At 31.5% G+C, this 24,680-nt stretch carries 22 protein-coding genes, 1 pseudogene, 1 riboswitch and 1 other annotated feature; of the genes and pseudogenes, 2 read left to right on the forward strand and 21 right to left on the reverse strand.

The annotated features are described in order from the left end of the window. Positions 1-233: 233 nt before the first annotated feature. The 9 genes from BN4220_RS05875 to BN4220_RS05915 form a co-directional block, all read right to left on the reverse strand. Positions 234-1,004 (reverse strand): hypothetical protein, encoded by a 771-nt coding sequence (locus BN4220_RS05875; protein ID WP_066714658.1) that lies wholly within the window; start codon positions 1,002-1,004, stop codon positions 234-236. Between the two features lie 13 nt (positions 1,005-1,017). After that, on the reverse strand, positions 1,018-1,866 hold the full coding sequence (locus BN4220_RS05880; RefSeq protein WP_066714660.1) for an ATP-binding cassette domain-containing protein: 849 nt from the start codon (positions 1,864-1,866) through the stop codon (positions 1,018-1,020). Then, positions 1,863-2,231, reverse strand: coding sequence for a GntR family transcriptional regulator (locus BN4220_RS05885; protein ID WP_066714662.1), 369 nt, complete (start codon positions 2,229-2,231; stop codon positions 1,863-1,865). The genes BN4220_RS05880 and BN4220_RS05885 overlap by 4 nt, the downstream gene beginning before the upstream one ends. 123 nt (positions 2,232-2,354) lie before the next feature. Next, positions 2,355-3,077 carry a GAP family protein gene (locus BN4220_RS05890; RefSeq protein WP_066714666.1) on the reverse strand — a complete coding sequence of 241 codons (723 nt, stop codon included), beginning with the start codon at positions 3,075-3,077 and terminating at the stop codon, positions 2,355-2,357. 92 nt (positions 3,078-3,169) lie between these two features. After that, a riboswitch (guanidine-I (ykkC/yxkD leader) is annotated at positions 3,170-3,283 on the reverse strand. Positions 3,284-3,341: 58 nt separating this feature from the next. Further along, positions 3,342-4,808: a ribosomal protection-like ABC-F family protein gene (abc-f, locus tag BN4220_RS05895; protein WP_066714668.1), complete on the reverse strand. Its 1,467-nt coding sequence runs from the start codon at positions 4,806-4,808 to the stop codon at positions 3,342-3,344. A 980-nt stretch (positions 4,809-5,788) separates the two neighbouring features. Then, positions 5,789-7,183, reverse strand: coding sequence for a hypothetical protein (locus BN4220_RS05900; protein WP_066714670.1), 1,395 nt, complete (start codon positions 7,181-7,183; stop codon positions 5,789-5,791). Then, complete coding sequence (locus BN4220_RS05905) at positions 7,176-7,676, reverse strand: RNA polymerase sigma factor (RefSeq protein ID WP_066714673.1); 501 nt, start codon at positions 7,674-7,676, stop codon at positions 7,176-7,178. The genes BN4220_RS05900 and BN4220_RS05905 overlap by 8 nt, the downstream gene beginning before the upstream one ends. A gap of 166 nt (positions 7,677-7,842) precedes the next feature. Further along, positions 7,843-8,367 carry a GNAT family N-acetyltransferase gene (locus BN4220_RS05910; protein ID WP_066714674.1) on the reverse strand — a complete coding sequence of 175 codons (525 nt, stop codon included), beginning with the start codon at positions 8,365-8,367 and terminating at the stop codon, positions 7,843-7,845. A gap of 129 nt (positions 8,368-8,496) precedes the next feature. Next, positions 8,497-9,072, reverse strand: coding sequence for a dihydrofolate reductase family protein (locus BN4220_RS05915; protein WP_066714675.1), 576 nt, complete (start codon positions 9,070-9,072; stop codon positions 8,497-8,499). Positions 9,073-9,462: 390 nt separating this feature from the next. Between BN4220_RS05915 and BN4220_RS20000 the strand changes: the two genes are divergently transcribed. Beyond that, positions 9,463-9,618 (forward strand): hypothetical protein, encoded by a 156-nt coding sequence (locus BN4220_RS20000; RefSeq protein WP_156476400.1) that lies wholly within the window; start codon positions 9,463-9,465, stop codon positions 9,616-9,618. 115 nt (positions 9,619-9,733) lie between these two features. Here BN4220_RS20000 and BN4220_RS05920 read toward each other — a convergent pair whose 3' ends face one another. From BN4220_RS05920 to BN4220_RS05945, 6 genes are all read right to left on the reverse strand, one after another. After that, the gene (locus BN4220_RS05920; protein ID WP_066714678.1) at positions 9,734-10,852 is read right to left on the reverse strand and encodes a 5-methyltetrahydropteroyltriglutamate--homocysteine S-methyltransferase; all 1,119 of its coding nucleotides are present in this window, start codon (positions 10,850-10,852) and stop codon (positions 9,734-9,736) included. 424 nt (positions 10,853-11,276) lie between these two features. Next, positions 11,277-13,382: a HelD family protein gene (locus tag BN4220_RS05925; RefSeq protein WP_066714680.1), complete on the reverse strand. Its 2,106-nt coding sequence runs from the start codon at positions 13,380-13,382 to the stop codon at positions 11,277-11,279. A 490-nt stretch (positions 13,383-13,872) separates the two neighbouring features. After that, positions 13,873-14,490, reverse strand: coding sequence for a lactate utilization protein (locus tag BN4220_RS05930; RefSeq protein ID WP_066714682.1), 618 nt, complete (start codon positions 14,488-14,490; stop codon positions 13,873-13,875). Between the two features lie 228 nt (positions 14,491-14,718). Beyond that, complete coding sequence (locus BN4220_RS05935; RefSeq protein WP_066714684.1) at positions 14,719-15,195, reverse strand: GyrI-like domain-containing protein; 477 nt, start codon at positions 15,193-15,195, stop codon at positions 14,719-14,721. A 180-nt stretch (positions 15,196-15,375) separates the two neighbouring features. Next, positions 15,376-15,837, reverse strand: coding sequence for a GNAT family N-acetyltransferase (locus BN4220_RS05940; RefSeq protein ID WP_066714686.1), 462 nt, complete (start codon positions 15,835-15,837; stop codon positions 15,376-15,378). A gap of 110 nt (positions 15,838-15,947) precedes the next feature. Next, complete coding sequence (locus BN4220_RS05945) at positions 15,948-16,484, reverse strand: signal peptidase II (protein ID WP_066714689.1); 537 nt, start codon at positions 16,482-16,484, stop codon at positions 15,948-15,950. A gap of 230 nt (positions 16,485-16,714) precedes the next feature. On the opposite strand from BN4220_RS05945, the gene BN4220_RS05950 reads away from it, so the two are divergent. Next, the gene (locus BN4220_RS05950) at positions 16,715-17,326 is read left to right on the forward strand and encodes a DUF6064 family protein (protein WP_066714691.1); all 612 of its coding nucleotides are present in this window, start codon (positions 16,715-16,717) and stop codon (positions 17,324-17,326) included. A 272-nt stretch (positions 17,327-17,598) separates the two neighbouring features. On the opposite strand, the gene BN4220_RS05955 is transcribed toward BN4220_RS05950, so the two are convergent. From BN4220_RS05955 to BN4220_RS20675, 6 genes and pseudogenes are all read right to left on the reverse strand, one after another. Continuing rightward, the gene (locus BN4220_RS05955) at positions 17,599-18,246 is read right to left on the reverse strand and encodes a DUF3298 and DUF4163 domain-containing protein (RefSeq protein WP_066714693.1); all 648 of its coding nucleotides are present in this window, start codon (positions 18,244-18,246) and stop codon (positions 17,599-17,601) included. A 185-nt stretch (positions 18,247-18,431) separates the two neighbouring features. Then, positions 18,432-19,844, reverse strand: a complete 1,413-nt coding sequence (ltrA, locus tag BN4220_RS05960; RefSeq protein ID WP_066713335.1) for a group II intron reverse transcriptase/maturase — start codon at positions 19,842-19,844, stop codon at positions 18,432-18,434. A 468-nt stretch (positions 19,845-20,312) separates the two neighbouring features. Beyond that, complete coding sequence (locus tag BN4220_RS05965) at positions 20,313-22,301, reverse strand: 2-isopropylmalate synthase (RefSeq protein ID WP_066714695.1); 1,989 nt, start codon at positions 22,299-22,301, stop codon at positions 20,313-20,315. Between the two features lie 141 nt (positions 22,302-22,442). Next, positions 22,443-22,686, reverse strand: a binding site (T-box leader). A gap of 202 nt (positions 22,687-22,888) precedes the next feature. Beyond that, positions 22,889-23,782 (reverse strand): DUF2935 domain-containing protein, encoded by an 894-nt coding sequence (locus BN4220_RS05970; protein ID WP_066714698.1) that lies wholly within the window; start codon positions 23,780-23,782, stop codon positions 22,889-22,891. 113 nt (positions 23,783-23,895) lie between these two features. After that, positions 23,896-24,132 (reverse strand): hypothetical protein, encoded by a 237-nt coding sequence (locus BN4220_RS05975; protein WP_066714699.1) that lies wholly within the window; start codon positions 24,130-24,132, stop codon positions 23,896-23,898. 100 nt (positions 24,133-24,232) lie between these two features. Next, positions 24,233-24,535 (reverse strand): annotated as a pseudogene (locus BN4220_RS20675) (DUF6506 family protein). Positions 24,536-24,680: the final 145 nt, after the last annotated feature.

Genomic DNA, 24,680 nt, shown 5'->3' on the forward strand with positions numbered 1-24,680 from the left:
ATTTTTAAAATATTCTCTTAATAATTAATAAAAAGAAGCACTGGCTAGAGATCCAAAGCTTCTTTTTATTTTTATAAACTTTAACATTATTTCTTATTTTCTTGTTTATTTTCTTATTTATTTCTTGTTTATTTTCTTATTTATTTTCTTTTTATTATCTGCAATTTTTTATTTCCCATATTTTTTTATTTCCAATTATTCTTTCTATTTTCGCTTATTCTTTCTATTTTCGCTTATTCTTTTATATTTGCCTTTCTAACGAATAAGTAACTCAACACGCTAAATGCTATAAATGCTATAATGCTAGTTATAAACATATGACTAGGTTGCTGTTTTGACAAACCAAACGCAAAATCCAATCCTTTTACCATAGCCATCGATATTTTACCATTCATAACGGTAGCATCAAATATAGGATATATAACAAACAAAACAACTGGAACGCCTGCACCTAATAAAACTTTACCTGTGGCATTCACACGATAAAATATATTTGTAATAAGATATCCTAGTGCAATGCAAGTAAGGTATAATAAAAAATCAAAGATAAAACCTACAACATGTATCTGAAAACTACTTAATTGATTTGCATGGAGTCTATAAAATTGTTCATACAAAGTGGAACAATAAAAATTATCCTTGGATAAGGTTCCAATAAATTTAAATATAATTACTATAACTGTATCAATTATTGCCATCCCAAATGCTAATGTTATTGTTGCGAATAATCTGCCAAGATATATATTTTTTCTGGAAACTCCGTTTTGAATTAACATCCCAAAAGATTCTTTGAAACTGCAAAGCCCGGTTACAAATAGAAAAATTGCCGTAGCCATATCCAATCCATTCACAGCAGATCCTGAAATTGTACCGTCTTCATAGACAACTGCAACCGCCAAAGACCCAAACAAAAAGATAATTAAGCTTATTAAAACAAAATAATAAATTATTACGGATTTCTTATGATCCGCTAACTGATATTTATAAGATGCCTTTATATTCATATTCTAAGCCCCCTTATACGTTTGTAAGCTGAATAAACAGCTTTTGCAAATCAAGTTTTGATATCTCAATGCCTTCTGGAACTTTTTGATCTATTTTTCCAAGGACATAAACAGTTTTAAGCCCACCAAGTTGATCCGTTCCTATCACATCTTTGCCAGCAACATAAGCATCAACAATAGATGCAACACCAGATACCGTATATCCTTGTGATAAAAGAGCTTCTCTTGATTCATTTTTGATGATTTTACCTTGCTTGATAATAATAATATCTTCAATAACATTCGAAACCTCTTCGATCAAATGCGTTGATATAACTATTGTACAAGGGCTCTCACTATATTTCTCAATTAATATCCGATAAAATAAATCTCTATGATTTGCATCCAAACCAAGTACAGGCTCATCAAGTAAAATATATGGTGCATTCACCGATAATGCGATTACTATTTTAAAAATAGAAGTATATCCTGTAGATAGTGATTTTACTGGTTTATTAATATTTAATTCAAAACGTTTTGCTAGATTGATTGCATATTCTTCATCAAAGTTTGGATAAAATACTTTACTCCACTTAAAAGCTTCTTTCACTTTCATTTTTTCTGGATAGTAGGTTTTTTCACTCATTAAATATATCTTACCAAGTACACTATCATCTTCTTTTACAGATACCCCATCAATGAGCACGGAACCACTGTCAGAAAATATACGGTTCGTGATAAGGTTAAGTAAAGTGGATTTTCCGGCTCCATTTCTTCCAAGTAAACCATAAATTTTATTTTCTTCAAAACAAATGCTAACATTATCAAGTGCAAGAACATCACCAAAACGTTTGGTCAAATTTTTCACTTCAATCCCACTCATTGTTTGAACCCTCTTTCTATCATTGATTTAATATCTGCTTCTGATAAATGAAGTCTTTTCGCTTCTGCAATTAAATTTGCAATGAACTTATCGTAAAATTGCTCTTTTCTTTGTTGACGTAAAATCTCTACTGCACCAGTGGCAACAAACATACCTACACCTCTCTTTTTATAAACAATTCCTGCATCAACTAAAATGTTAATTCCTTTTAGTGCGGTTGCTGGATTAATCTTATAACTTACCGAGAGCTCAGTAATGGATGGAATTTGGCTTTCTTCAACAAACGCCCCCGACAGAATAGCATCTTCTATTACTTCTGCAATTTGTAAAAAAATCGGTTTGTCTGAATCAACATTTATTTCCACGTTTAACCTCCTTTGTTGTTTACTTAGTTACTCAACTAACTAACTGATTATCATTATAATAAGCTTTCATTTATTTGTCAATATGTGGATTCTATTTTTTTCTAATTTTTTATTTTCATCATACTAAAATAAAAATGTCATTGAATGTACAATTAATAAGATACCGATAATGCCTACCACAACTGGGGCAAGGAATGCTGCCCATTTCGTAATTTTATTTTTAATAAACACATAAAATTGATCAAACTTATCCTGAGCCTTAATGTAAACGAGATACATTATTATTAATGGTAGCGAATAAATAAAATTATAAACAATAAGTATTAGTGTTACTGGTAATATGGATAACTTATAATTAAAAAGGATTGCTAAGAAAGCAAAATACGGTAACGCAGTTGTTAATTCTGAAATGGTTGCTACAACACCTAATGCTGTCAATGATAGTGGTGATACAGATTTGATTTTTTTCGTAGTTTCTTCCTCATCATTACAATCACCCTCAGAACTTAACAGTTTTATTTGACGTTTTAAAGAATCTATTTTCGTATTTTGAATCAAATAAAAAACTACAATTAAAAAACAAATTCCCGCAATAAATTCTGCAGTAAATAAAACTCTCCCATACTTATTTATAACTTTAGCCACAAGATCTCCTATAATTGATATGAGACCAAAGTATGCAAGAAAACCTCCTGCAAGATTCGTTAATGCAATGGCATTAATATAATACCAAATATGTTTTGCCTTCTTTACCATCCCTTGCAAAACAAATTGTTGTGTGATTGCAACAGGATTAAGACTATCTGCTGCACTTGTTAGAATTGTTGAAACGAATAAACCTAACATAAAATCTTCCTCCTTTTGAATAATTAAGTAATACGGATGCACTTTTCACTTTAAAAAGTCAAAATAAAAAAAGCCCAGGAGTTATTAAATATAACTCCTAGGCTTTTGTCCTACCGTGTGCACAATCCGCATTAGAATTGTGTGTTCTCCCTTGGACCAGACTAATAAAAATAGTATTTTATTACGGAACCCTAGAAAACAATAAATTATTAATTTTCATCATAATAGCAAATAGTGAAGCTTAAGTCAAGCAGTACTTTTCCATTATATATGAATAATCTTAGTTGCAATCTCATTTACAAACATACTATCATGTTCCACCATTAACATCGTTGGTGCATATTGTTTAATCAATTGCTCAATTTGCATTCTAGAAAATATATCGATAAAGTTAAGTGGCTCATCCCACAGATATAAATGTGCCTGCTCACATAAGCTTTTGGCGATTAATACTTTCTTCTTTTGCCCACCACTATATTCTTCTATCCTTTTTTCAAACTGTACTCTTGAAAAATCAAGTTTTCGAAGGATCGCTTTAAACAAACTTTCCTCCAGTTTATGCTCATAAATAAAATCAGATAAACTTCCCGAAAGTTTTGAAGTATCCTGTGATACATAAGAAATAACTAAGCCACTTGCCAATTCTACTTTCCCTGTATATGTGATATCTTCACCTAAAATCAATTTAAGAATACTGGACTTTCCACATCCATTCTTTCCTTTAAGAACAATTCGATCACCTGTCTTAACACTCAAATTGAAATATTCAAACAATCTTCTATCCCCATATGAAATTGATAAGTCTTCAATATTTATTAAGGTATCCTTATGATGTTTTAAAGGAATTATTTTTAAGTCATCCACTTCTTCAATGTTTTTTAATAATTTTGATTTTTCTTCTAGTGCATTTTGTGATCGGCTTTCAATTGATTTTGCTCGTTTCATCATTTTCGCTGATTTATGGCCAATGAAACCTCGGTCCCCTACATGGGTTCCAATCTTGCTTTTTTCAATTTGATCCGACCAATTTTCTGTTCGTTTTGCTGCCTCTGTTAGACGTTTGATATCCTTTTTTAGCTTTTCGTTCTCAGCAAGTTCATACTCATCCTGATTCTTCTTATTTTCCCACCAAGTAGAAAAATTTCCTTGTCTTACTTCAATATTTGCTTTATTTATAGCCAACACATGATCGATACAACCATCTAAAAAAGAACGATCATGGGATACTAATATAAATCCTTTTTTCCCGTTCAAATAATTCATAACAACAATACGTGTTTCCATATCCAAATGATTGGTTGGTTCATCAATTAATAAAAAATTATTTTCCTTTGAAAATAATACAGCCAATAATACTTTGGTTTGCTCTCCATTGCTGAGTGTTTCAAATGGCCGATATAAAACCTCACAATCCACATCTAGCAAAGTTAACTCTTTACAAACCTTCCAAAGTTCATACTCAGGATGGATGAGCTCAATGATATCTATCGTATTTTGTGATTTATCTGTAACAGGGAATGGAAAATAATCAAAACCAACTGGTGATGATATCGTTCCCTTATACTCATATTTTCCCATTAGTAAATTTAAAAACGTAGTTTTTCCTCTCCCATTTCGACCGATAAATCCTAATTTCCAATCGGTATCGATTTGAAATGAAACATGATCAAAAATTGTATCATAACTACCATCATAGTAAAAAGTTAAATCAGATACGTTTATTAATGCCATAGTAATACCTCCTATATATTAAGTACCTCTAGCAAATGACGCCTTATTTGCTTATAAATACACTTTTAGAAAATTTATTCTTCCTTTCTAAGGTTTCAACAACAGTGCTATTTATTCGGCTATGAGTCCACCTGTAGAAGAATAAAACATATTTAATTTTCAGCAACTGTATTGCTTAACCTAATTTTTAAACAATAAAATAAGACGCAAGAATATTTCTTTCTGCGTCTTAGCGTTATAAAGAGGTATCACACAATGAATTATTTGTTTCTTTACTGTTCATAAAAATATATATAGATTAAATAATACAATTAGAAATAAGTAACTCACACTCACTGCTAGATTTATTGTAATAATATTTTTCTAAAATAATATTTTCTACATATACGATAAAGTAATAAATAAATTTTGATCATGTGATTTGTCTAATTTATAAAACATTGGGTAAGAAAATATTCTTGCAACGTGTAGCTCTCTGGTTTCGTAATTTGCACACCAAGTTTCATAAAAATGTACACCAAATAACAGTGTTTCTACACTGTTTAAAAACCTACACGTAATTCTTATTGAATTATTATTTGCAAGAATATATACTCATCTTCCCAACTCCAATCTTAATCAATTATTGTCATTTTAACAACAATGTAGAAAACTGTCAAGGTACATCTGTTCCCAAAAGTCCCCCATACTGTAGCGTATATTCCGAGAAAGACATTATAAATTTATCATCACCAACAAATTTACCGAAAATTACATTTTCTATATATGAATTCGAAGAGATATTTTTTAAATATTTATGGTTACGAAAATTACCAACGTTTAAGATTTCAATTACATTATCCGGCATGTTAAAAGTTTTATTTATATATTTTATTTTTAAGTATTTGTTGCTAATATAAGTAATTAATCTCTGTATTTCCTTTTAGAATACAAAAAGAAAGAGCCTTATGCTAATTTTAAGCTCTTTCTTTAACCTTTTGCTATTCGTAAGATATCAAATAATATTGGTGCTGATCTACATTAAGCACAGAAATTAATAATAAGGTATCCGTATCTAGCTCATGTATAAAATCAACGTACTCTCCTGATTTCTGCCCAATATCAAAATTTTTACTCTGATTAATTATCCGTTTCTTACCTTCCACTAAATCATAAAATAAGATACTTCCATCCTTTCTAAAAAACTGTAAATTTGAATTCGAAAAATACGTAACATTGGAATCCGTCTCTTCTAAACTAAATGGAATTGTTTTATCATGGAGCAAATCATGTATAATAAGCTGTGTATCTGTTCGTTCATCAAAAATCAATGTATACTTATGATCACCACCTTTTACAGGTCCAAGTATCTGCTGTTCTTTCGCTTTAGCATTATATAGAATAGGCCACCACTCTTCTTTTTCATCGTCATAATTTAGCACTGCAATTGTTTCGTCATCGATCCAAAAGATATAACCGACAGATAAGGACCAGTCAATAAAATCAAGCCTAATTTCTTCATTTGTATTGTTGTCATGTAAAAACCAATGTCGTAATTTTGAATTTTGCTTTAATTCAGAATCTTTCGTCAAAGGCTCGGAAACCAAATCATCTCGGTTCGATTGAAATAAAATATAATCTCCATTTGGAGAGGGTTTAATTTCAGTCGCATATGTTTTCCTTGCATCCCACGATTCAACACCGTCCACTGCAACTATTGAATGTATTGCCTTTCTATGAAATAATTCTTCTGCATCTTCTCTATTGACAAGAGGACTTAACTCACCTGTTAATAAATCAATATACCAAGCATCCTCAAATTTATCATCTATGCTAAACATTACAATAGCCGAATTAATTGCACCAGGATGTGAAACTAAACCAACTGCTACACCTTCATAAGAAAAACCGTACACCTCATCTCCATTGATTGCATATTGAAATGCAAAGATATATTTTTTGTTATCATAATACACATATCCTTCGCATCTTTTTGGTGTTACTTCTTTTAAAGAACCATTTTGTAAAGCGTATATAATTTGGTTGGAAGAATCTTTATTGATTATTAAAAAGGAACTATCCACGTCATATGCCCCAACCTTAGGAATCTGTTCTTGCAATGTCACTTTTATAGAATCTTCATTGCTTCCAAAGATATCTTCAATAAAGGCCCGAAAACTTGGTATATTGGCAGCAGCAACACGGATTCCACCGATGGATACTATAATAATCAGGGTTAGAATAATACTAATTTTTAATACTAACTTTCGATAATGAATTTTCATATTATTATTCATTATTTTATAATCAACAGATATATTTTTGACATCGTTCTTCCACTGTTCAGGTGCTTTTATTTCTTCGAATTCATGAACAAAATCTTTAATATCACTCATAGCTACCTCCCATCAGTTTTTTTAATCGTTCTCTCCCCCTGCTAAGTTGCGATTTTATTGTATTTGAACTCTTATGTAGTAGGGTTGCTATCTCATTCACCTCATATTCTTCAAAATAATACAGATAGATTACTTGGCGATACTTGACTGGAAGCTTCATAACCGCTTTCGTCATAGAGAAACTGTCACTATCAACAGTTATTGCAGAATTCTTATTAATAAACTCTTCAATTACATCTGTACAGACTACCCTTCGTTTCCAAAACTGACGATTGTAATCAACGCATTCATGTATAGTAACCTGAATCAACCATGCTTTTATATGTTCCTTCGATCTAAACTCTGGTGGTTTTTGGTACAATTTAAGAAATGTGTTTTGAAAACAATCTTTCGCATCTTCTGTACAGGAACACCGAAGTAGGCATAGTCGTGTTATCATGTCCGCATAGGTATCGACAGCATCTTCGTATGTAAACCCTGTTATCAACTCCATTATGTACTCTCCTTTCATATCCATTCACTAGTAATACGAATCTAATATTAAATTGGTTGCATTTTTTTGATTTAATTGAAAAAACATTTAAAGAGTCAATCTTTCAACGGGCTGCCACAAAATAGTCATTAAATCCAAAATAACTATCTTGTAACAGCCCTACAATTTACAATGCATATTCCATTTGAAAATCTCTAGTATCTAATTGATATAATTCCTGATTAATTTCTACTGCCTCCACACATCCGATTGCATAATAAAATGCAACCGTTTCTTCTGCAGACCCTGCACAGATATAAATTTTATCTGCACCAAGATTTCTTGCTTCTATGCAACAATGCTTAAATAATTCTTTTCCTATTCCCTTATTCCGTTCTTCTTTCGAAATAAAAAGTTGATCCAGTAGTATGTATTTTGCAGTCTCACCAAATTTTTCAGCATTTAAGACAGCATATCCTATTAATATATCCTCATTATTATAGCACCCAAACGCTTTACCTCCTCTTTTTAACGATGCTTCAAATTGATTGATATGCCAATTTGCACCATTTGGTAAACCTGAATCTAAGTAATTAATTTCAACTAACTGTCTTTTCCCTTCAATTTCTCTCCAAGCTCTATTTATATATTGTTCACCATTTATTTCGTTAATTTTATAGCTGTCTGTAACTTTCATTTCTTTAAATTTCATATGCTCACCTTTTCTTAATAAAAAAAGTGATAGCAACTAATTTCATCATAAGAAAATTTCTTTATCTATTAGTGACTATCACTTAATTTTATACTTATTATTTTTTTATTTATTTTTTCTATTTGTTTTCTATTCATTTTTTCTATTTATTTTTCTAGAATATATCGACAATACCATATCATCATATTGTTTTACGCTATCTAATTGAAGAAATATGGTTTTATTATCTTGCTCAAATAATCGGATTCCCTGCCCTAAAATAATAGGAATTGTAGTAATTTGATATTCGTCTATCATATTATCTTTAATTAGTTGATTTGCTACATTAGCACCTCCAACAATCCAAATATCCTTTCCCTCTTGTTCTTTTAATTGCTTAATCAAATCTGTTACATTCGTGTTTACAAAAATAATATCCTCTTTATCTTGCTCTGGTTTAGAAGTAAGAATATAACTTTTCATCCCTTGATATGGCCAAATATCTGGTGACAATTCGGTTACGACTTGCTTATAGGTTGTCATTCCCATAATTATTGTATCAATATCCTTTAAAAGTTCCTCATAACTATTATTCTCTTGTGACACGCTACTACTATCGCTTGGAGTATCATTTTCTTCCCCTGAAAGCCAATCTACACTTCCATCCTTATCTGCTATAAAACCATCAAGGCTTACTGCAATATATAAAATAACCTTTCTATCCATTATTGATCTCCTATTAAATTACTTAATTTATTTTATTTATGTTTGTATTTATATTCTTGTTTATCTTGCCATTTTTCTTTTTGTTTCTCTTACATTTATCTTATAGTTACCTTTTTCTTTATCTTTTTGTCTTGTTTATCTTTTTACGTATCTTTTGTTCATCTTGTTGCTTATTTCGTTGTTGATTCCTTTATTTCTATAGTTCAAATATACCACCTAGATTATCTTTATCCAAGCTAATAATTTATTATGAAACAAAATTAAGCTTAGTATCCCTTCCCCCACATCAATTTTAATTAAAAAGTTCATACTGTTTTTTACCATCCCTTAAAAATACTTGTTTGTTCTTCCATTTATTGTACATACTTAAGAAAAAGGAGGTAATAAACTATGGATATGAAAACCTTTAATGACTATGAGATTGCTAACATCTCAGAAGACGAAGAATCCAAAATAAAAGATTTAGAACAAAGATTAAAATCAGAGCAAAATAAAGATCTTGTACTAATAGCATTTCAACAAAAAGATAACAAAGCAATGATTTAGTTGTTCGTAATTTAATTAATCAATGCATCAATCATTCTCTACTAAAAAAGGGTGTTGCAAAATAGATTTTTTAATCTAATCTGCGACACCCTTTTTTCATTTTCTAATATAAATATTACCAAACCTCATTAGCAATCTCTTTAATTAATTTAATCTTATTCCACTGCTCTTCTTCCGTTAAAATATTTCCTTCCTCTGTAGATGCAAAACCACATTGTGGGCTTAGATAAATTCTATCTAATGGTACATATTGAGAAGCTTCTTTGATACGATTTTTGATTCCTTCTTTATCTTCTAATTCCGGGGTTTTTGAAGTTACTAAGCCAAGTACAACTTTCTTATCACCACTCACATATTTAAGAGGCTCGAAATCTCCGGAGCGTTCATCATCAAATTCCAAGTAATATGCACTAACATTTTCATTTCCAAAAAGTTCTTCAGCAACTGGAGCATATCCCCCAGAAGAAGCCCAAGTGGAATGATAATTTCCACGGCAAACATGTGTTGTTATCACTAAATCTTCTGGTAAATTCGCAATGGCAAGATTATTTACTCTTATAAATAGCTTGCTTTGATTCTTTCTTGCTTCCTCTGCGTTTGGTACGTTCGCCCAAAAACTCGTATCACAGAACATTCCCCAAGTACAATCATCTAATTGAACATTTCTACATCCAGCTGCATATAAATCTAGAATGACTGTTTGATATGCTTTAGCAATATCCTCTACTAATTCATCTTCATTTGGATAAATGGAATTGGTAGGAACATCTCCTGTGTTCCTTTGAAGTTCAGCTAAAAACTGTGCTGGTGCAGGAATTGTTTGTCTAGCGACAATCCCATCTTCTTCAAATAATTTTACAAATTTAAAATGCTCTACAAATGGATGATTCTCACCAGAAATTTTTCCTGTAAGAGCTGCTGATTCTGCTCTTGTTTCTTCAGTTTTAAATTGATATCCTCTTTCCGCTTGAACCTTTTTAACTCCATTAAGTCCCCACATAAAATCTAAATGCCACCAGCTTCTTCGAAATTCACCATCAGTAATCACCTGAAGGCCTGATTCTTTTTGCTTTTCAATCAATTCTTTTATGTATTTATCTTCTACTTTTGTTAATTCTTCTCTCGTAATTTCGTGTTTTTCAAATCTTACTCTTGCTTCTTTTAAGTCTTTTGGTCTTAAAAAACTTCCTACTATATCAAATCGAAATGGTGCGTTTATATTTGCTCTACTCATTTATTGATCCTCCTATTATAATGTTGTCTTCTTGATAATTACTGTTTAATTAAACCCATAATACTGGTTGTTAGTAGCTTAATATTTAAGCCCTGTTTTGTTTTATTTTTGTATTTGTTTCTTTGTTTTTAATCTCTTTGTGTATGGTTTCTTTATGTTTTGATTTTTTCTTTCTGTACTTAATTTTTCTATACTTAATTTTATGTATTTAATCTCTTTATATTTTCTTTTCGCTTTGTTTTTGCTTTATTTGTTTTTGTTTTATATTTGCTTTGTTTTATTTTTGTAAGTTTATTATAATATACTGCTTTGATATAGTATAATACATAAAAAATATAGCTTGTTATAGTTTCATACTATAACAAGCTATATTTACAAAAATCACTCACAGACTCTTAATTTTAACTTTATATTATGGCTAACATTACAATAATAGTGGAGATAAGTTTCCTTGATAAAGAATACTTAATTCATGAAGTGCTCTTGTAGCACCTACATACAATAATTTTGCATTCGCATCGCATAATGGATAACTTTTTTCATCCGGATTCCAAAGTAAGACTGTATCAAACTCGAGACCTTTTGTAAGTTTAATAGGAAGTACCATAATACCATTTTGAAATACTGCTGTTTCCAAACTACTCTCTTTCACATCCAAATGTTCACTTAACTTTCTTTGCACTTCTTCTGCTTCTTTTTCATCCTTTGTGATAACAGCAATCGTATCATAACCTTCTTTTAACCAGTCGTTTATGATGTTAACTGTACTTAACACTTGCTCTTTTTCATCTGCAACTTTGATTTTAGCAACATCTTTCCCATGGCGAATAATTGGTTCCACTCGATATGTTTCAAAGGTACAGTGTTTTAATATTGTGCTTGCAAAGTTCGATATTTCAATGGTATTACGATAACTTTTTGCAAGTACTCCAAAATAATCTTTCTCCGCGGAAAAAACATACTTTTTCATCGCTTCCCAATCATTCATACCAGAATCGTAATTGATATTTTGTGATACGTCACCCATAATTGTAAATGTGCATCGAGGCATAATTTTCTTTAATACCCAGAATACCATAACTCCATAATCCTGAGCCTCATCCACTACGATGTGCTTGGCATCCTCTATTTCCTCGGTAAGAACAACTCTCTTTTTAATATACATAAGCGTAGCCAAATCATACACATCCAGTTGTTTATTTCCTAAACTAGATAATAATTCATCAAATCCGTTGATGAAATCCATATTTTCATGATATCTACATTTCATCCATTCTATAAATTCTACATAGATATCAATGATCGGTTTTTTCCACTTCTTAGGACCATAGAAATTGTTATATCTTTTTATAATTTCTCTCTTCTCATCCGTATCATATTCATATTCTTTCCCTATAAAATAATTTTTTATTTTAATTAAAGCACGTTCATTTAACATACTAATTTTAGCTTGTGTTGAGAAGATTGCATTGTTTTTCATAAATTCATGAAATGCTTCCTCAGAGAAAAGTATTAAATCTTCAAACGTAACTGGCTTTACTGGAATGGTATTTTTCTCAAATTCATTTAAAAACTCATCCAAGGTATTTGTCCATGTAAGAGAACCTTTTAACTCAGCTAATGCTATATTTCGATTTTCTATATGAGTGCCATTTGTAATTACTTTATATTTCTTTTCTATCGTGGCCTCATCTAGTAATTGTAAATAAAACATTTCTAAAGTCGTCTGATTTACATGGTATACATCCAAATCAGGAAGTACACTTGTAATATAGTCAAGTAAAATTCGGTTGCTACCAATGATATAAAATTCCGTAGGCTTAAATTTCTCTTCATAATTGTATAAGATATAAGAAATTCTGTGCATCGCCACTGTGGTCTTACCACTGCCCGCAACCCCTTGAACAATAACACTATGGTATGGGGTCTGTCTTATTATATCATTTTGTTCCTTTTGAATTGTTGCTATAATTTCGCCAAGCACAGCCTCTTTATTCTTTGCTAAATATTTTGTTAAAAGCTCATCATTTGCTACAACTTCGGAATCATAATAATCAATCAATTTACTTTGCTCAATAACGTAAGTACGTTTTAAATCAAGGGTAACGTCCTGTACCTCCCTTTCTGGTACTTGATAAGAACATTCTCCAACCTGACTTTCATAATATATTGTTGAAATTGGTGCTCTCCAATCAACGACTTCAATTTCAGTGTTCGTTCGCATTACTCCATGCTTCCCAATATAGATTGAATTATCTTTACCATCTTCATGATCCAAATAATCAATGCGACCAAAGTAGGGTTTCATTAAAGCCTTTCGATTTTTGTGTAGTGCAATCTTTACACTCTCATGCATCGTAGTCGTATTCGAAAGTGCTGTATAAATCTCGGTATCACCATCGTGATAATGATCGTACATCTCTTTAATATCTGCTGCCATGATAGCATCTTGCTCAGCGTATTTATTAATGTTATTTTTTATTACTTTAATACATTCCTCTAAATGCTGCTCTTCTTTTTCTCTGCTCATTACATTCTCCTTTTTACTCTTATCAAAAAGTTCCTAACGCTTTTTACGACACCGCTTTATCGCTTTCCTTTCATAAGAATGATTTTAGCAAAAAATAAAATTAATACTAGACTTTTAATTCTAAATATGTTACACTTTATAATGAAGTATGCACAAAAATAGTGTTACCGTTGGTAACACTATTTTTTTTGCTTTTTTTCATATCATAAAATCTGAGATTTATTAAATGTGTACTTATCTTAATTATGATTATATAAATACTCTTTTAAACAAATTATATTTTTTTATTCCTATATCACCCTATGAACATATTACTAATAATAAAAATTTTCTTTATGTAATTTCTATAATCCGATCCGCTCTTTCTAGTCCCCATTAATATAGTTGATTTGTAAAGCTTTGGAATAACTATTTTTTCATAAAAAAAATGAACTGTTTGATTACGGTGCTACCAGTAATAGCACCATGTTCCAGTAATAACATCATCTTATTAATATCCGTATTCACCTTCTACTATAATTACATGAATTCGTTTTGAATCAAATTGCCTTGCTATGACTACAAAATCATTACAGATTCTATCCTTACTCTTACAATCATAGCACTTTCCAGTCTTCACACAAGGAGTAACTTTTCCTAGTCTCTTTGCATCCATTGGTGCTGCAACCTGCCTCACCCTAAGCATTCCTTCTGTAGAATTCGGAGTAATTTTATTACTACCTACAACAATCACAACTTTTTTTGGACCATAAATCATTGGTGCTACACGACTTCCATTCCCATCAATATTTATAATTTCACCATTTTCCGTGATTGCATTGGTTCCAGTTATAAAAACATCAGCTGAAAAATTTTTAATATAGATTTCTCTCTTTTCATCACTGGATAATCCACTTTTATGTTTATCATAAAATTCAATATCTCTATTACGTAGGTAATTAAAAACTTCCAGTTGTTCTAAAGTAACCGAATCTCCACACCCTACTGTATTATTATCTAGTATCAACTCTTCAAGCTGCTTTATAAGCTCTTCTTTATCTTTTACATAATATCCATTCATATTATTTTGCTGTAAATTGCGTAATGTTCTTTCGATTTTCTCTGTCATAATTTCCTTAACTTTCTTATAAACCTCATCATTTTTTCTTTTTGTTATTTCATAATTCTTTTATAATGCATATGCTTTTATTTTGCAAATGCTTTTGTTTTGTATATTGCTTTTGTTTTGTATATTTCTTTTATTTTACGTATTACTTTTTATATTGCTTTTTAATTTGATTTGTTTATATTTTCATGTTTATTTTTTTTGAGATGCAATTTTATTCTTTCTATACCTCTATAATTTTTCGATAGGAAAATATAAATAAAAACCATCCTTTATTAAAGGTGAATAAAATTCATGCACAGCGCCAACAAGTTGATAATTATTAGATGGTAAATAACTATGTATCATTTCTCCAAATATTTCTCCATAGATCTCTTCCGAACATTTAGTAACAATATATTTATAACTTGGAATCGTCCATTTCACCCAGCCTATAGGTGCAACTGAATCATCATATACTTCACATCCCGCTAGATATTTCCCACGTTCTTTCCAAGGAAGAAGCCATTCCTTCGCATCACTCATAGCTCCCCAAATACCAGTCGGTATTCCGTTTTCATCTTTTTTTGCTAATAAACTAATTTCATGGAAATTCCCATTTGCTTGTTCCCATAAATAAGGGATCCAGTCGCTTCCTTTTGTAGCATCTCCTTCACCTAGCTTACCAATTACTGAGAACTTTTCTTTACATACTATGTCAGTCGTCATTTAAGCACTTCCTTCCCCATATAGAACATAATTTATTCATCGTTTAAAGTGATTTTATAATAGTTTTATTATATGCTATTAACTATGACATAGTATGTCATATATTGTTATTAACTTTTATTAAAAAATTGTAGGTATAAATATTTTTTTCTTTTTTAGTTATTAACTAATAGTTGTTAACTAATAGTTATTAACTATATACTTTTCCATACAGATAGATTCTTTGATATCCTTATATTGTCCATAATTATCTATCACTTGAAAACCTATACTTTTATATAGCCCGATTGCAGCTTGAAACTTAGCACCTGTCTCTAATATTAGCTTTAAATACCCCAACTCCTTGGCCTTTTCCTCGAGTTGCTTCATTAGGAGCTTTGATATTCCCTGACCACGATACTCTGGCTTAACATAAACTCGTTTCACTTCTGCAATACCATCTTCAAAATATTTAAAGCTAGCACACCCGATTGGTACCTCATCATCATATGCTAAGAATATATCATGTATCTGCATAACAGAATTAAATTGCTTATAATATTCTCTATTTATCCCACCTGAAGTTTCATTCAAAGAATCATCTAAAAGAGTACATAGTTTTACAAAATCATCATTCGCACTATTTACATATGATATCTGCATGCTACCTCCAAAGTATAACTTATCATTATATTGATGCTCTAAGATCTCTTACCCCATTTTTTTCTTGCTGTTCCATACGATGTATTTGATTTTTATTGGTTTTCAACAAATTAAATTGCATCCTTTTGCTGTTTTCTAATAGATGAGTAAATAAATTTCACATACTCTTTTACATTAATTTGTTTATTGTATTTTATCCCCATATATACAAATAAGATTTCAGCAACAGTCAGATAGCAATCTTTTAAATCAAAGATAAATAATCCTGGAATTACTAGAAAATCTAAGCTTCCACCCCAGAATATTTTATCAATGATACTACAAAGACAACCTGCCATAGCGAAAATAAAAATTAACCTAGCAGGTAAACTCTCTTTTTTACATTTACTTCGATAAAATTGATAACCTGTCATTATAATAAAAATACAAAAGATTATTAAAATATTCACTACAATTGGATTTTCAAAAATAGATATATAATTACCAGCCCAAGATTGTTTTCTATTAATCTTTGGATAAAAACCTATTATCCCCTCAATAAAAACTACTTGAATATCGAATAAATATTTCTTTATAAAGATTTTTACCACTTGATCTATCATTATTAAAATACTTATGGGAAATATAAATTTTTTATAATTCTTCATAGTCCAAATCCTTTCAAATACCAAAGTACGTAAGTGAGCATGTTTTGTCTTTACATGAAAGTGTTGTTCTATCGCTTATTCATAAATTTATTTTGTTCATTAAATATTTTGCTACTTTTGAAGTAAATAATTGTTAATTTTTTTATATTCTAACCTTTCTAATGACTAAAAACAATAGATAAATGATATATTTATCTATAAAACAAACTTTCATATTTTGGAGGTAGTAAGTGAATGCACAGGTATTTTGGGATGTTATTAGTAATTATAACCAGCAGACAAAGATAGCTCAAATCATCTTGTTTGTATTTGTAATTCTAGCAATAGTGCTATCTTATGCGCAAAAGGTGAAATGGTCTGCTAAGTTCGCATTGGGGATCTCAAATCTATTTCTAGGCATAGTATTTTTTGGGAATTATGGGACGGAGCCCATCCAAAGATTTTTTGCACTACCGCAATATCTGTTTTGTGGTGTTTTGTTTTTATATGAATGTTATCACAATAAAGATGATGTACTTGAAAAGCCAGACCTTTGGCAACTCATATTGCTGTTTCTTTACATTTTTTATCCTTTGTTTTCCGTCATGTTGGGGCACAGTTTTCCGCAAATGGTAACACATATCATGCCATGCCCCGTAGTTAGTTTGAGTATAGCTGTATATTCGGGATACAGGAGAAAAAACAAATTGCTCCTTACCATATTAACTCTTTGGGGGCTAACCGGGATAAAATCCGTAATATTTAGTGCCTATGAGGATATTATTCTTTTAATCTGCGGTTTATATGGCGTCATATTATTGGTGAACACAAGGAAGAAGTGCAAATATAATAATGCACGTTGAGAGCCTTGTGAAGAGTGTCAAGGCACAGGGTATCATTTCTCCGCTTTTCATCCATTTTGTTGAAAATGCCAAGGGTTAATAAAATCATATCGGGATACCAGTTCACCGTAAACGGATAGTTATTGCAAAAAATATATATTACAACAGATAGTAAAAGGAAAACGGTGTAATCCCTTTTACGGGGTTACACCGTCTCCTACATAAAAAACTTCCTTATCTGGCACGGCAAACGCCGTGCCCTCTTAATATTTAATTATAAATTGCCACTGCCATTAACTCTTAAATGGTATTAAAAATTCAATAATTCCACTGGAATAAGGCGCAATATCATATTGTTGAAAGTAAACTACAATTCCAGCTGGAGTAAGATAAAAATTATCTTCATTCCAAGTGTTATGTACATCTTGTTGATAAGTATCAAAATATTTTCCCTTGGATTCTGGATTTTTTAATTGATTGGTAATCTCATCAATAATAAAGGTAAGAATATCATTTTTATAATTTTCATTCATAGGGAAATACTCGCTTATATGCATTGTTTTTCCCGTACTTAAATTCCAAGTATCCGAATGACGAATCGTATTTCCATGAGCCCCACCAGTATATATGTATTTATCAAAATATAAACTTATGAATTGGCAGGATAGGTAAGTTGTTTTGTAATCGACTATTGCCTCATATGGGTGAAATGGATAATCATTTTTTTTCAACTCATGATATTGATCAACTGCTTCTGTAAATAAAGTATCTCTACAATATTGTTCAAAAATTTCAGCATTTTCTTTATAAAAAGCATTTAGCGTACTTAAATTTCTTTGACATTTATTAGAGAAAAACTGTGGATAATTAATTTTATAAGTCAATACGATTTCATCATCATAATAGATTTTATCAGAAAGTACTGCATTTACTACTTGCATTATTCATCCTCCATTTCTTCTTTAAATTCTCTTAAAGAAAAATAAAAAAATACTCTTATTACTAAGATATGCGAAAGATGAAAAGACATTACAAAAAATAATCGAGTAGGAGGAAATTCATTAATTGAATTTCCGTCCTCTCACACCACCGTACGTACCGTTCGGTATACGGCGGTTCAATAAGATTACCTTATTTGCGAATATCTTTCACTAAGTGTTATAAAACCTTGTTCTCTAAGATATTTATTGGTAAGAGTTGAATTTAAGATTGGGCTATTGGAGATTCTCCAGTAGCCTTTCCTTGTATTCGCATGTTCCCATGCTTTCCAATTCTCTACCCCTAGTTTAACTAAGTTATCATGTTTCGTTTTAATCTTTTTCCACTGTTTCCAGTAACAAAGACGTAAACGTCTTCTTAGCCACTCATCAAGTTCTCGTAAGGTACCTTTCATATCTGCTAGTTTGAAGTAACTTATCCAGCCAACAATTAATTGTTTTAGTTTAATAGCTCTGAGTTCCATACTCATTGCATTACTTCTTCCAGTGATACTCTTAAGTTTTCCTTTTAACTTCTTAACAGAAACTTGATGTACTCTTATTCCCATTTCACCTTTCTTATTGTAAAAGGTATATCCTAAATATTTTAGTTTCCATGGTCGGTCTACCTTACTTTTCTCTTTGTTAACTTTAAGCTTCAAGTCCTTTTCTATAAACTCCGTGATACTTTTCATAACTCGCTCTGCTGATTTCTTTGATTTCACGTATACATTGCAATCATCTGCATAACGGCAGAACTTAAGTCCTCTTCGTTCTAATTCCATATCTAGTTCATGCAACATGATATTACTTAATAGTGGAGATAAGTTCCCACCTTGAGGCACTCCTTCTACAGTAGCACTTACTAATCCCTTTTCCATCACTCCTGCATTTAGATACTTCCTTATCAGTCCGATTACTCGTATATCCTTGACTTCTTTATAAATCAGCCCAATTAACCTATCGTGGTTGACAGTATCAAAGTACTTTTCTAAATCTATATCTACCGCCCATTTATAGCCTTCATCCATGTATTCTTTACATTTTAGAATTGCTTGATGCGCGTTTCGATTTGGTCTAAATCCATAACTATTCTCTGAAAATTTCTTCTCAAAGATTGGCGTTAGTACTTGTGATACTGCCTGTTGTATCACTCGGTCTACTACAGTTGGTATCCCTAATGGTCTTGTTTTCCCGTTATCCTTTGGTATCTCTACCCTTCTTACGGGATTCGGTTTATAACTTCCATCTGCTATGGATTGCTTAAGCTCTTCGCCATGACTTCTTAGATATGGTAGAAGTTCATCTACTCCCATCTTGTCGATTCCATGACTTCCTTTATTCTTCTTTACACGTTTAAAGGCTTCATTTAGATTTTCATTACTAATGATTTTCTCTAGCAATCCATAGTGATATTCTCTTCGGGCGTTCTGTCTGTTATCCGACGTCATAGAAATGCTCGGCGCCTTTGCATAGCTTTCGAGTTCCACTCTATCCTTTTGCAAATGACCTGATTCTGTATTCAGTTGTCTGCTGTCATCACATTTCTTTGTTTCTTTCAAACTTTCAAAACCTCCTATTGTTCAGTCCTTCCCATAGGTCGTCGACTACCTCCGGTACTATGACCTCTGCTGACTTCTTAGTGTTCAGCCATACATCACTGCATGGGTTGTCATTTCAGAGTTCACTTCCATGACGTATCACTAAGACCTCCCCAGGTAAGAACGCAATCTTCCTCTCCATCTATCTGCCACATTTACATTAATTAATTTCGAGTAGTTATTGGACTTCGATTTGTATAGCAATCTTATCCTTAATTAATGCCTTGTATGTGATTTCTGTTCGTCAGACCAGAGATTTGCCCACGGACTTCCTTCAGATTCGCCCTCACGAACGACACCCTTGTCTTAGGCTATACACTTGCCACTACTAGGCTGTGTTAGGGACTTTAACCCATTAGATTGCGCCCATGCTGGGCACACTATAAACAAGAAAAAGTGGGCTATTAACATCCCACTTTTTCATATTTATCAACCTCTTTGATTTCTATATTGTACTGGTGTAATACCAAATGCTCTTTTAAATAAACGATTGAAATGTTCTACATTCTGATATCCTACATTTTCTGCAATCGCTTCTACAGTCATTCCATTATTTTTTAGAAGAGTTTTTGCCTTATTAATTCTAATTTCTTTTACGATTTCTCCAAATGTTGTTCCAGTATGCTCTTTGATATATTTTGATAAATATGGTTTTGATAAATAAAATTCCTCAGAAAGGTCATCTAAGGTTACACTTTTATAATGTGCTTGAATGTAATTCACGATTGTTACGATTCGCTCATCTTTTTTATCTGTACCAATTAACTGAATCAATTGATTGGCAGCTACGGTTAATGCCATAATGGATGATTTTATAATATCCTCATCATAGCCGACGCCCCAATACATTTTATTTTGATAACTAATTCCGATATAAGATACCGCTTTTGACGTAGATCCTTTTGTTAAAGCATGCTCTTCGTATATCATTAATTCATAATTTACGCCAAAATATTGCTTAATTGCGTTGCTCGCCGCATCTAATCTACCGTTTCCATTTGCAGAAACTATTTTATTCTCACCGTTACGTGAAATTGTTACTTCTGCCATAATACCATCACTTTGTTTAAAATGAAATTCTGGTATTTGGAATACGGAATAGTTATTCACATACTTATCTTTGAAAATCTGGAAGATCATCGCTGGAGATAACTCTTTATGTTCCCGATCCGATACATCCTTTATAAAGTATCCCACTTCTTCCTTCATCTTTTCTGGAATAGATAAGCCAAAGTTTTGTTTTAATATATAGCTTACGCCACCTTTTCCAGATTGACTATTAATACGGATTACATCTGATTCATATTCTCTACCAATATCAGTTGGATCCACTGGTAAATAAGGTACACTCCAAGTTTCACACTCTTTCTCTGCTCTCCATTTCATACCTTTAGCAATTGCATCTTGATGGGAACCTGAGAATGCAGTAAATACTAATTCACCAGCATATGGGGAGCGTTCAAACACTCTCATTCTTGTAAGACGTTCATATTTTTCACAGATAGCAGGCATATTGCTAAAATCAAGATTAGGGTCTACTCCATGGGAATACATATTCATAGCAACAGTAATGATATCAACGTTACCAGTACGTTCACCATTTCCAAATAAAGTTCCCTCAATTCGGTCTGCACCTGCTAATATTGCAAGTTCCGCATCACAGACACCACAGCCACGATCATTATGTGGGTGAACTGATAAAATGACATTTTCTCTAAATTTAAGGTTTTTACTTATGTATTCGACCTGGCTTGCGAATACATGTGGCATCGCATTTTCAACAGTCGTTGGTATATTAATTATGGCTTTATTTTCTTTTGCTGGTTTCCATATATCAAGCACTTCATTGCAGATTTCAACTGCATAATCAACTTCAGTTCCTGGAAAACTCTCTGGACTATATTCAAAAGAGAATTTTCCATCGGTATTATCTGCTAATTCCTTTAATAATTTTGCTCCATCAATTGCAAGTTGTTTGATTTCTTCTTTGCTCTTAGCAAAAACTTGTTCTCTTTGTGCTACTGATGTAGAGTTATATAAATGAATCACCGCATGTGGTGCACCTTTTACTGCTTCAAAGGTTCTCTTAATGATATGTTCTCTAGCCTGTGTTAACACTTGAATTGTTACATCACTAGGTATCATATTTTCTTCAATAATTGTACGAATAAAATTATATTCTGTTTCAGAAGCCGCAGGAAATCCAACTTCAATTTCTTTAAAACCTATTTTAACAAGCATCTGGAAAAACTCTATTTTTTCATCTAAACTCATTGGTTCAACGAGTGCTTGATTTCCATCACGTAAATCTACACTGCACCAACGTGGTGCTTTTTCAATGTGATCCTTTTTCACCCAATCATAAGTTACTTTCGGAGGCATAAAATAAGACTTTTCATACTTTTGATAATTTTTCATAATGATTCCTTTCTGTCTACCTATAAGACGCTAAATGATTTTTAGATTCGCACGTATGTCATTGGTTACAGTATGCGAGCTCCTGTTCACAGAATAGGATATAAAAAAATCTTCCATCTCCTAATAAATGTGAACATTCATTATAGAGACGAAAGATAAAATCTTACGCGGTACCACTCTATTTCATGATAAAATCATGCCCTTACAAGCACAAAGCTAACTCTTTATGCTCTTGCCATATAACGGTGGCTATCCGACTACGTCTACTAAACGGTTCAACGAGCTGCTCCAAGGCGAGTTCACCATATTCCTTCTACTGTTTCACATCCACCAACAGCTTTCTGAAATCCAGAGTATGATTACTATTCCTCTTCCATGCATTTGTTTCCATCATCATATCATAGATTTTTCCAAAAGAACAGTGACAAATTTAATCACTTTTCTTGATTTATTTTAATCTAATTTAATATACTAAAACCCTATTCTATGTAGAGATGCACTTATAACTTGCACCTAAACTATAAAATAGGGCTATCATTTTATTTTAAATAAAATATATTATTTTAAATATTAAATTTTAAATATTATTAACTATTCAATAATCGTAGATAATGATTAGCTTCTCTTAGTACGTGGTCTGCAAGAAGTGGTATGATAATCGATTGAATTTCACATCCTTCAATCCCTTTCGTTCCTGCTTCTTTAAAATCTCTATATTTCATTGTCTCTTTAATCGTCTTACAAGTGATAGTATCCATAGTAGCAGAAGTCATAGTTCTAGCTTCTTCTAGTAATACTTCATATTCTTTTGCAAAGTTATCCGCAGTGTCAATTAATTCTTTCTCCGTTGGATCAAGTAATCCTCTAATAAACATTGCATGTTCCATCATAATTTGATTCCAGAATAATTCAATATTTTTGATACTTGCACAATCAGTATCTTCACCATTTTGTAATGCCATAACATAAGTGCGATAAAGCTTTGCTTCTCTTAAGATATGATCAATTAAAAGAGGATAATTTGCTGTAAATACACAACAGTTGCGTACTTCATGTAATAACTTTTCTTTAAATCGAATGAGTCCATCTAATAGTTTTATTGCTCTTTGATTGATACAATCAACTTTTTCATCCATTCCATGAGGTATAAAAATATTTTTTTTACTAAAAAGACCTTCCTCCATTAGAGTTATGTTAGTATTTAATTTAACCCCAGTTAAGCATTGCGTCTTTACTTCTACATCGTGAGTATATTGAGTTACGATTTCACCAGATTCTAATACATTTTCACGGATTAATCCATTACTCATACAGACAACGTCTTCTAACAACCGTTCAAATTGGGTTTTATACCAGTCTGCTTGTTTCTTAAAATGCGTATCCTTTGGCATAAATCCGATTTCCAAAAAGAAAGCGTGCTCTTTCATAATTCTTGCGAAAAACAAATGTAATTCAAGAGATAAGGTTACAAACTTATGCATATCCTTCTCCAATTATATATTCCCTACTAATATATGCAAAGTTCACATTATTGCAACTTTGAGAATTTAAATAATACGGACCCTTTTGCTAATGGAACGTTTCTATGCTTTATCTAATGCTTTTGAGTATTTAGTTTTTGTGCATTTAGTTTTTCTGTATTTAGTTTTTCTGTATTTAGCTTTTGTGTATTTACTTTTTCAGTATCTAACTTTTTTGTTTTCTTACGTTTGCAATATGGCAATCCTTTATGCACATTTTCTTTATGATGTTCTAGACATTCATCACATTTTGAATGCCTTTCGCATTTCTTTCTTTTACAAGGACATTCTTCTAATCCACCCTCTAACATAAGATTACTCCTCTAAAATCTTAAAAATCATCGTTACTTTAAACAGTATTTAGTACTAATATAAAAATAACCAACTTAAATAATATTAATAAAGAGAAACTCAGAATTTCGAAAAAAACTCCTGAACTAGTTTTTCTTGAGTTGGATCATTCACAACATGCCCTACTACTACTTTATTGTTTGTACGTTTGATAATTTCTTTCGCTTTTTCTTCACCAAAAGCACCACATAGCTCAATTGCTCCAACCCCATCTGAAACTAGCATATCCACTTTTTCTAAGGCTTCTTCTTAGTTTCTTACGGTACAGATATATGTTATTTGGTTTTCAGTTTCAAATTCAGAATGATGAACCTCAGGTGTATAGTGTCCGCCCATTAAAATAAAAGCAAATTTCTTTTTCATGATTAACCTCCATTTATAATAGCTATTTCCATAACAATAGTTTTATATCTATTATTATAACACTATTTCTAAGTATTCAGATCTACTCAAAAAAATAATAGACCTGAATACTTAGCACCGTATACATCACCTCAAGCTTCCAAAT

Origin of the sequence: Clostridium sp. Marseille-P299 (genome assembly GCF_900078195.1) — a bacterium.
Lineage (GTDB): Bacteria > Bacillota > Clostridia > Lachnospirales > Lachnospiraceae > Lachnoclostridium.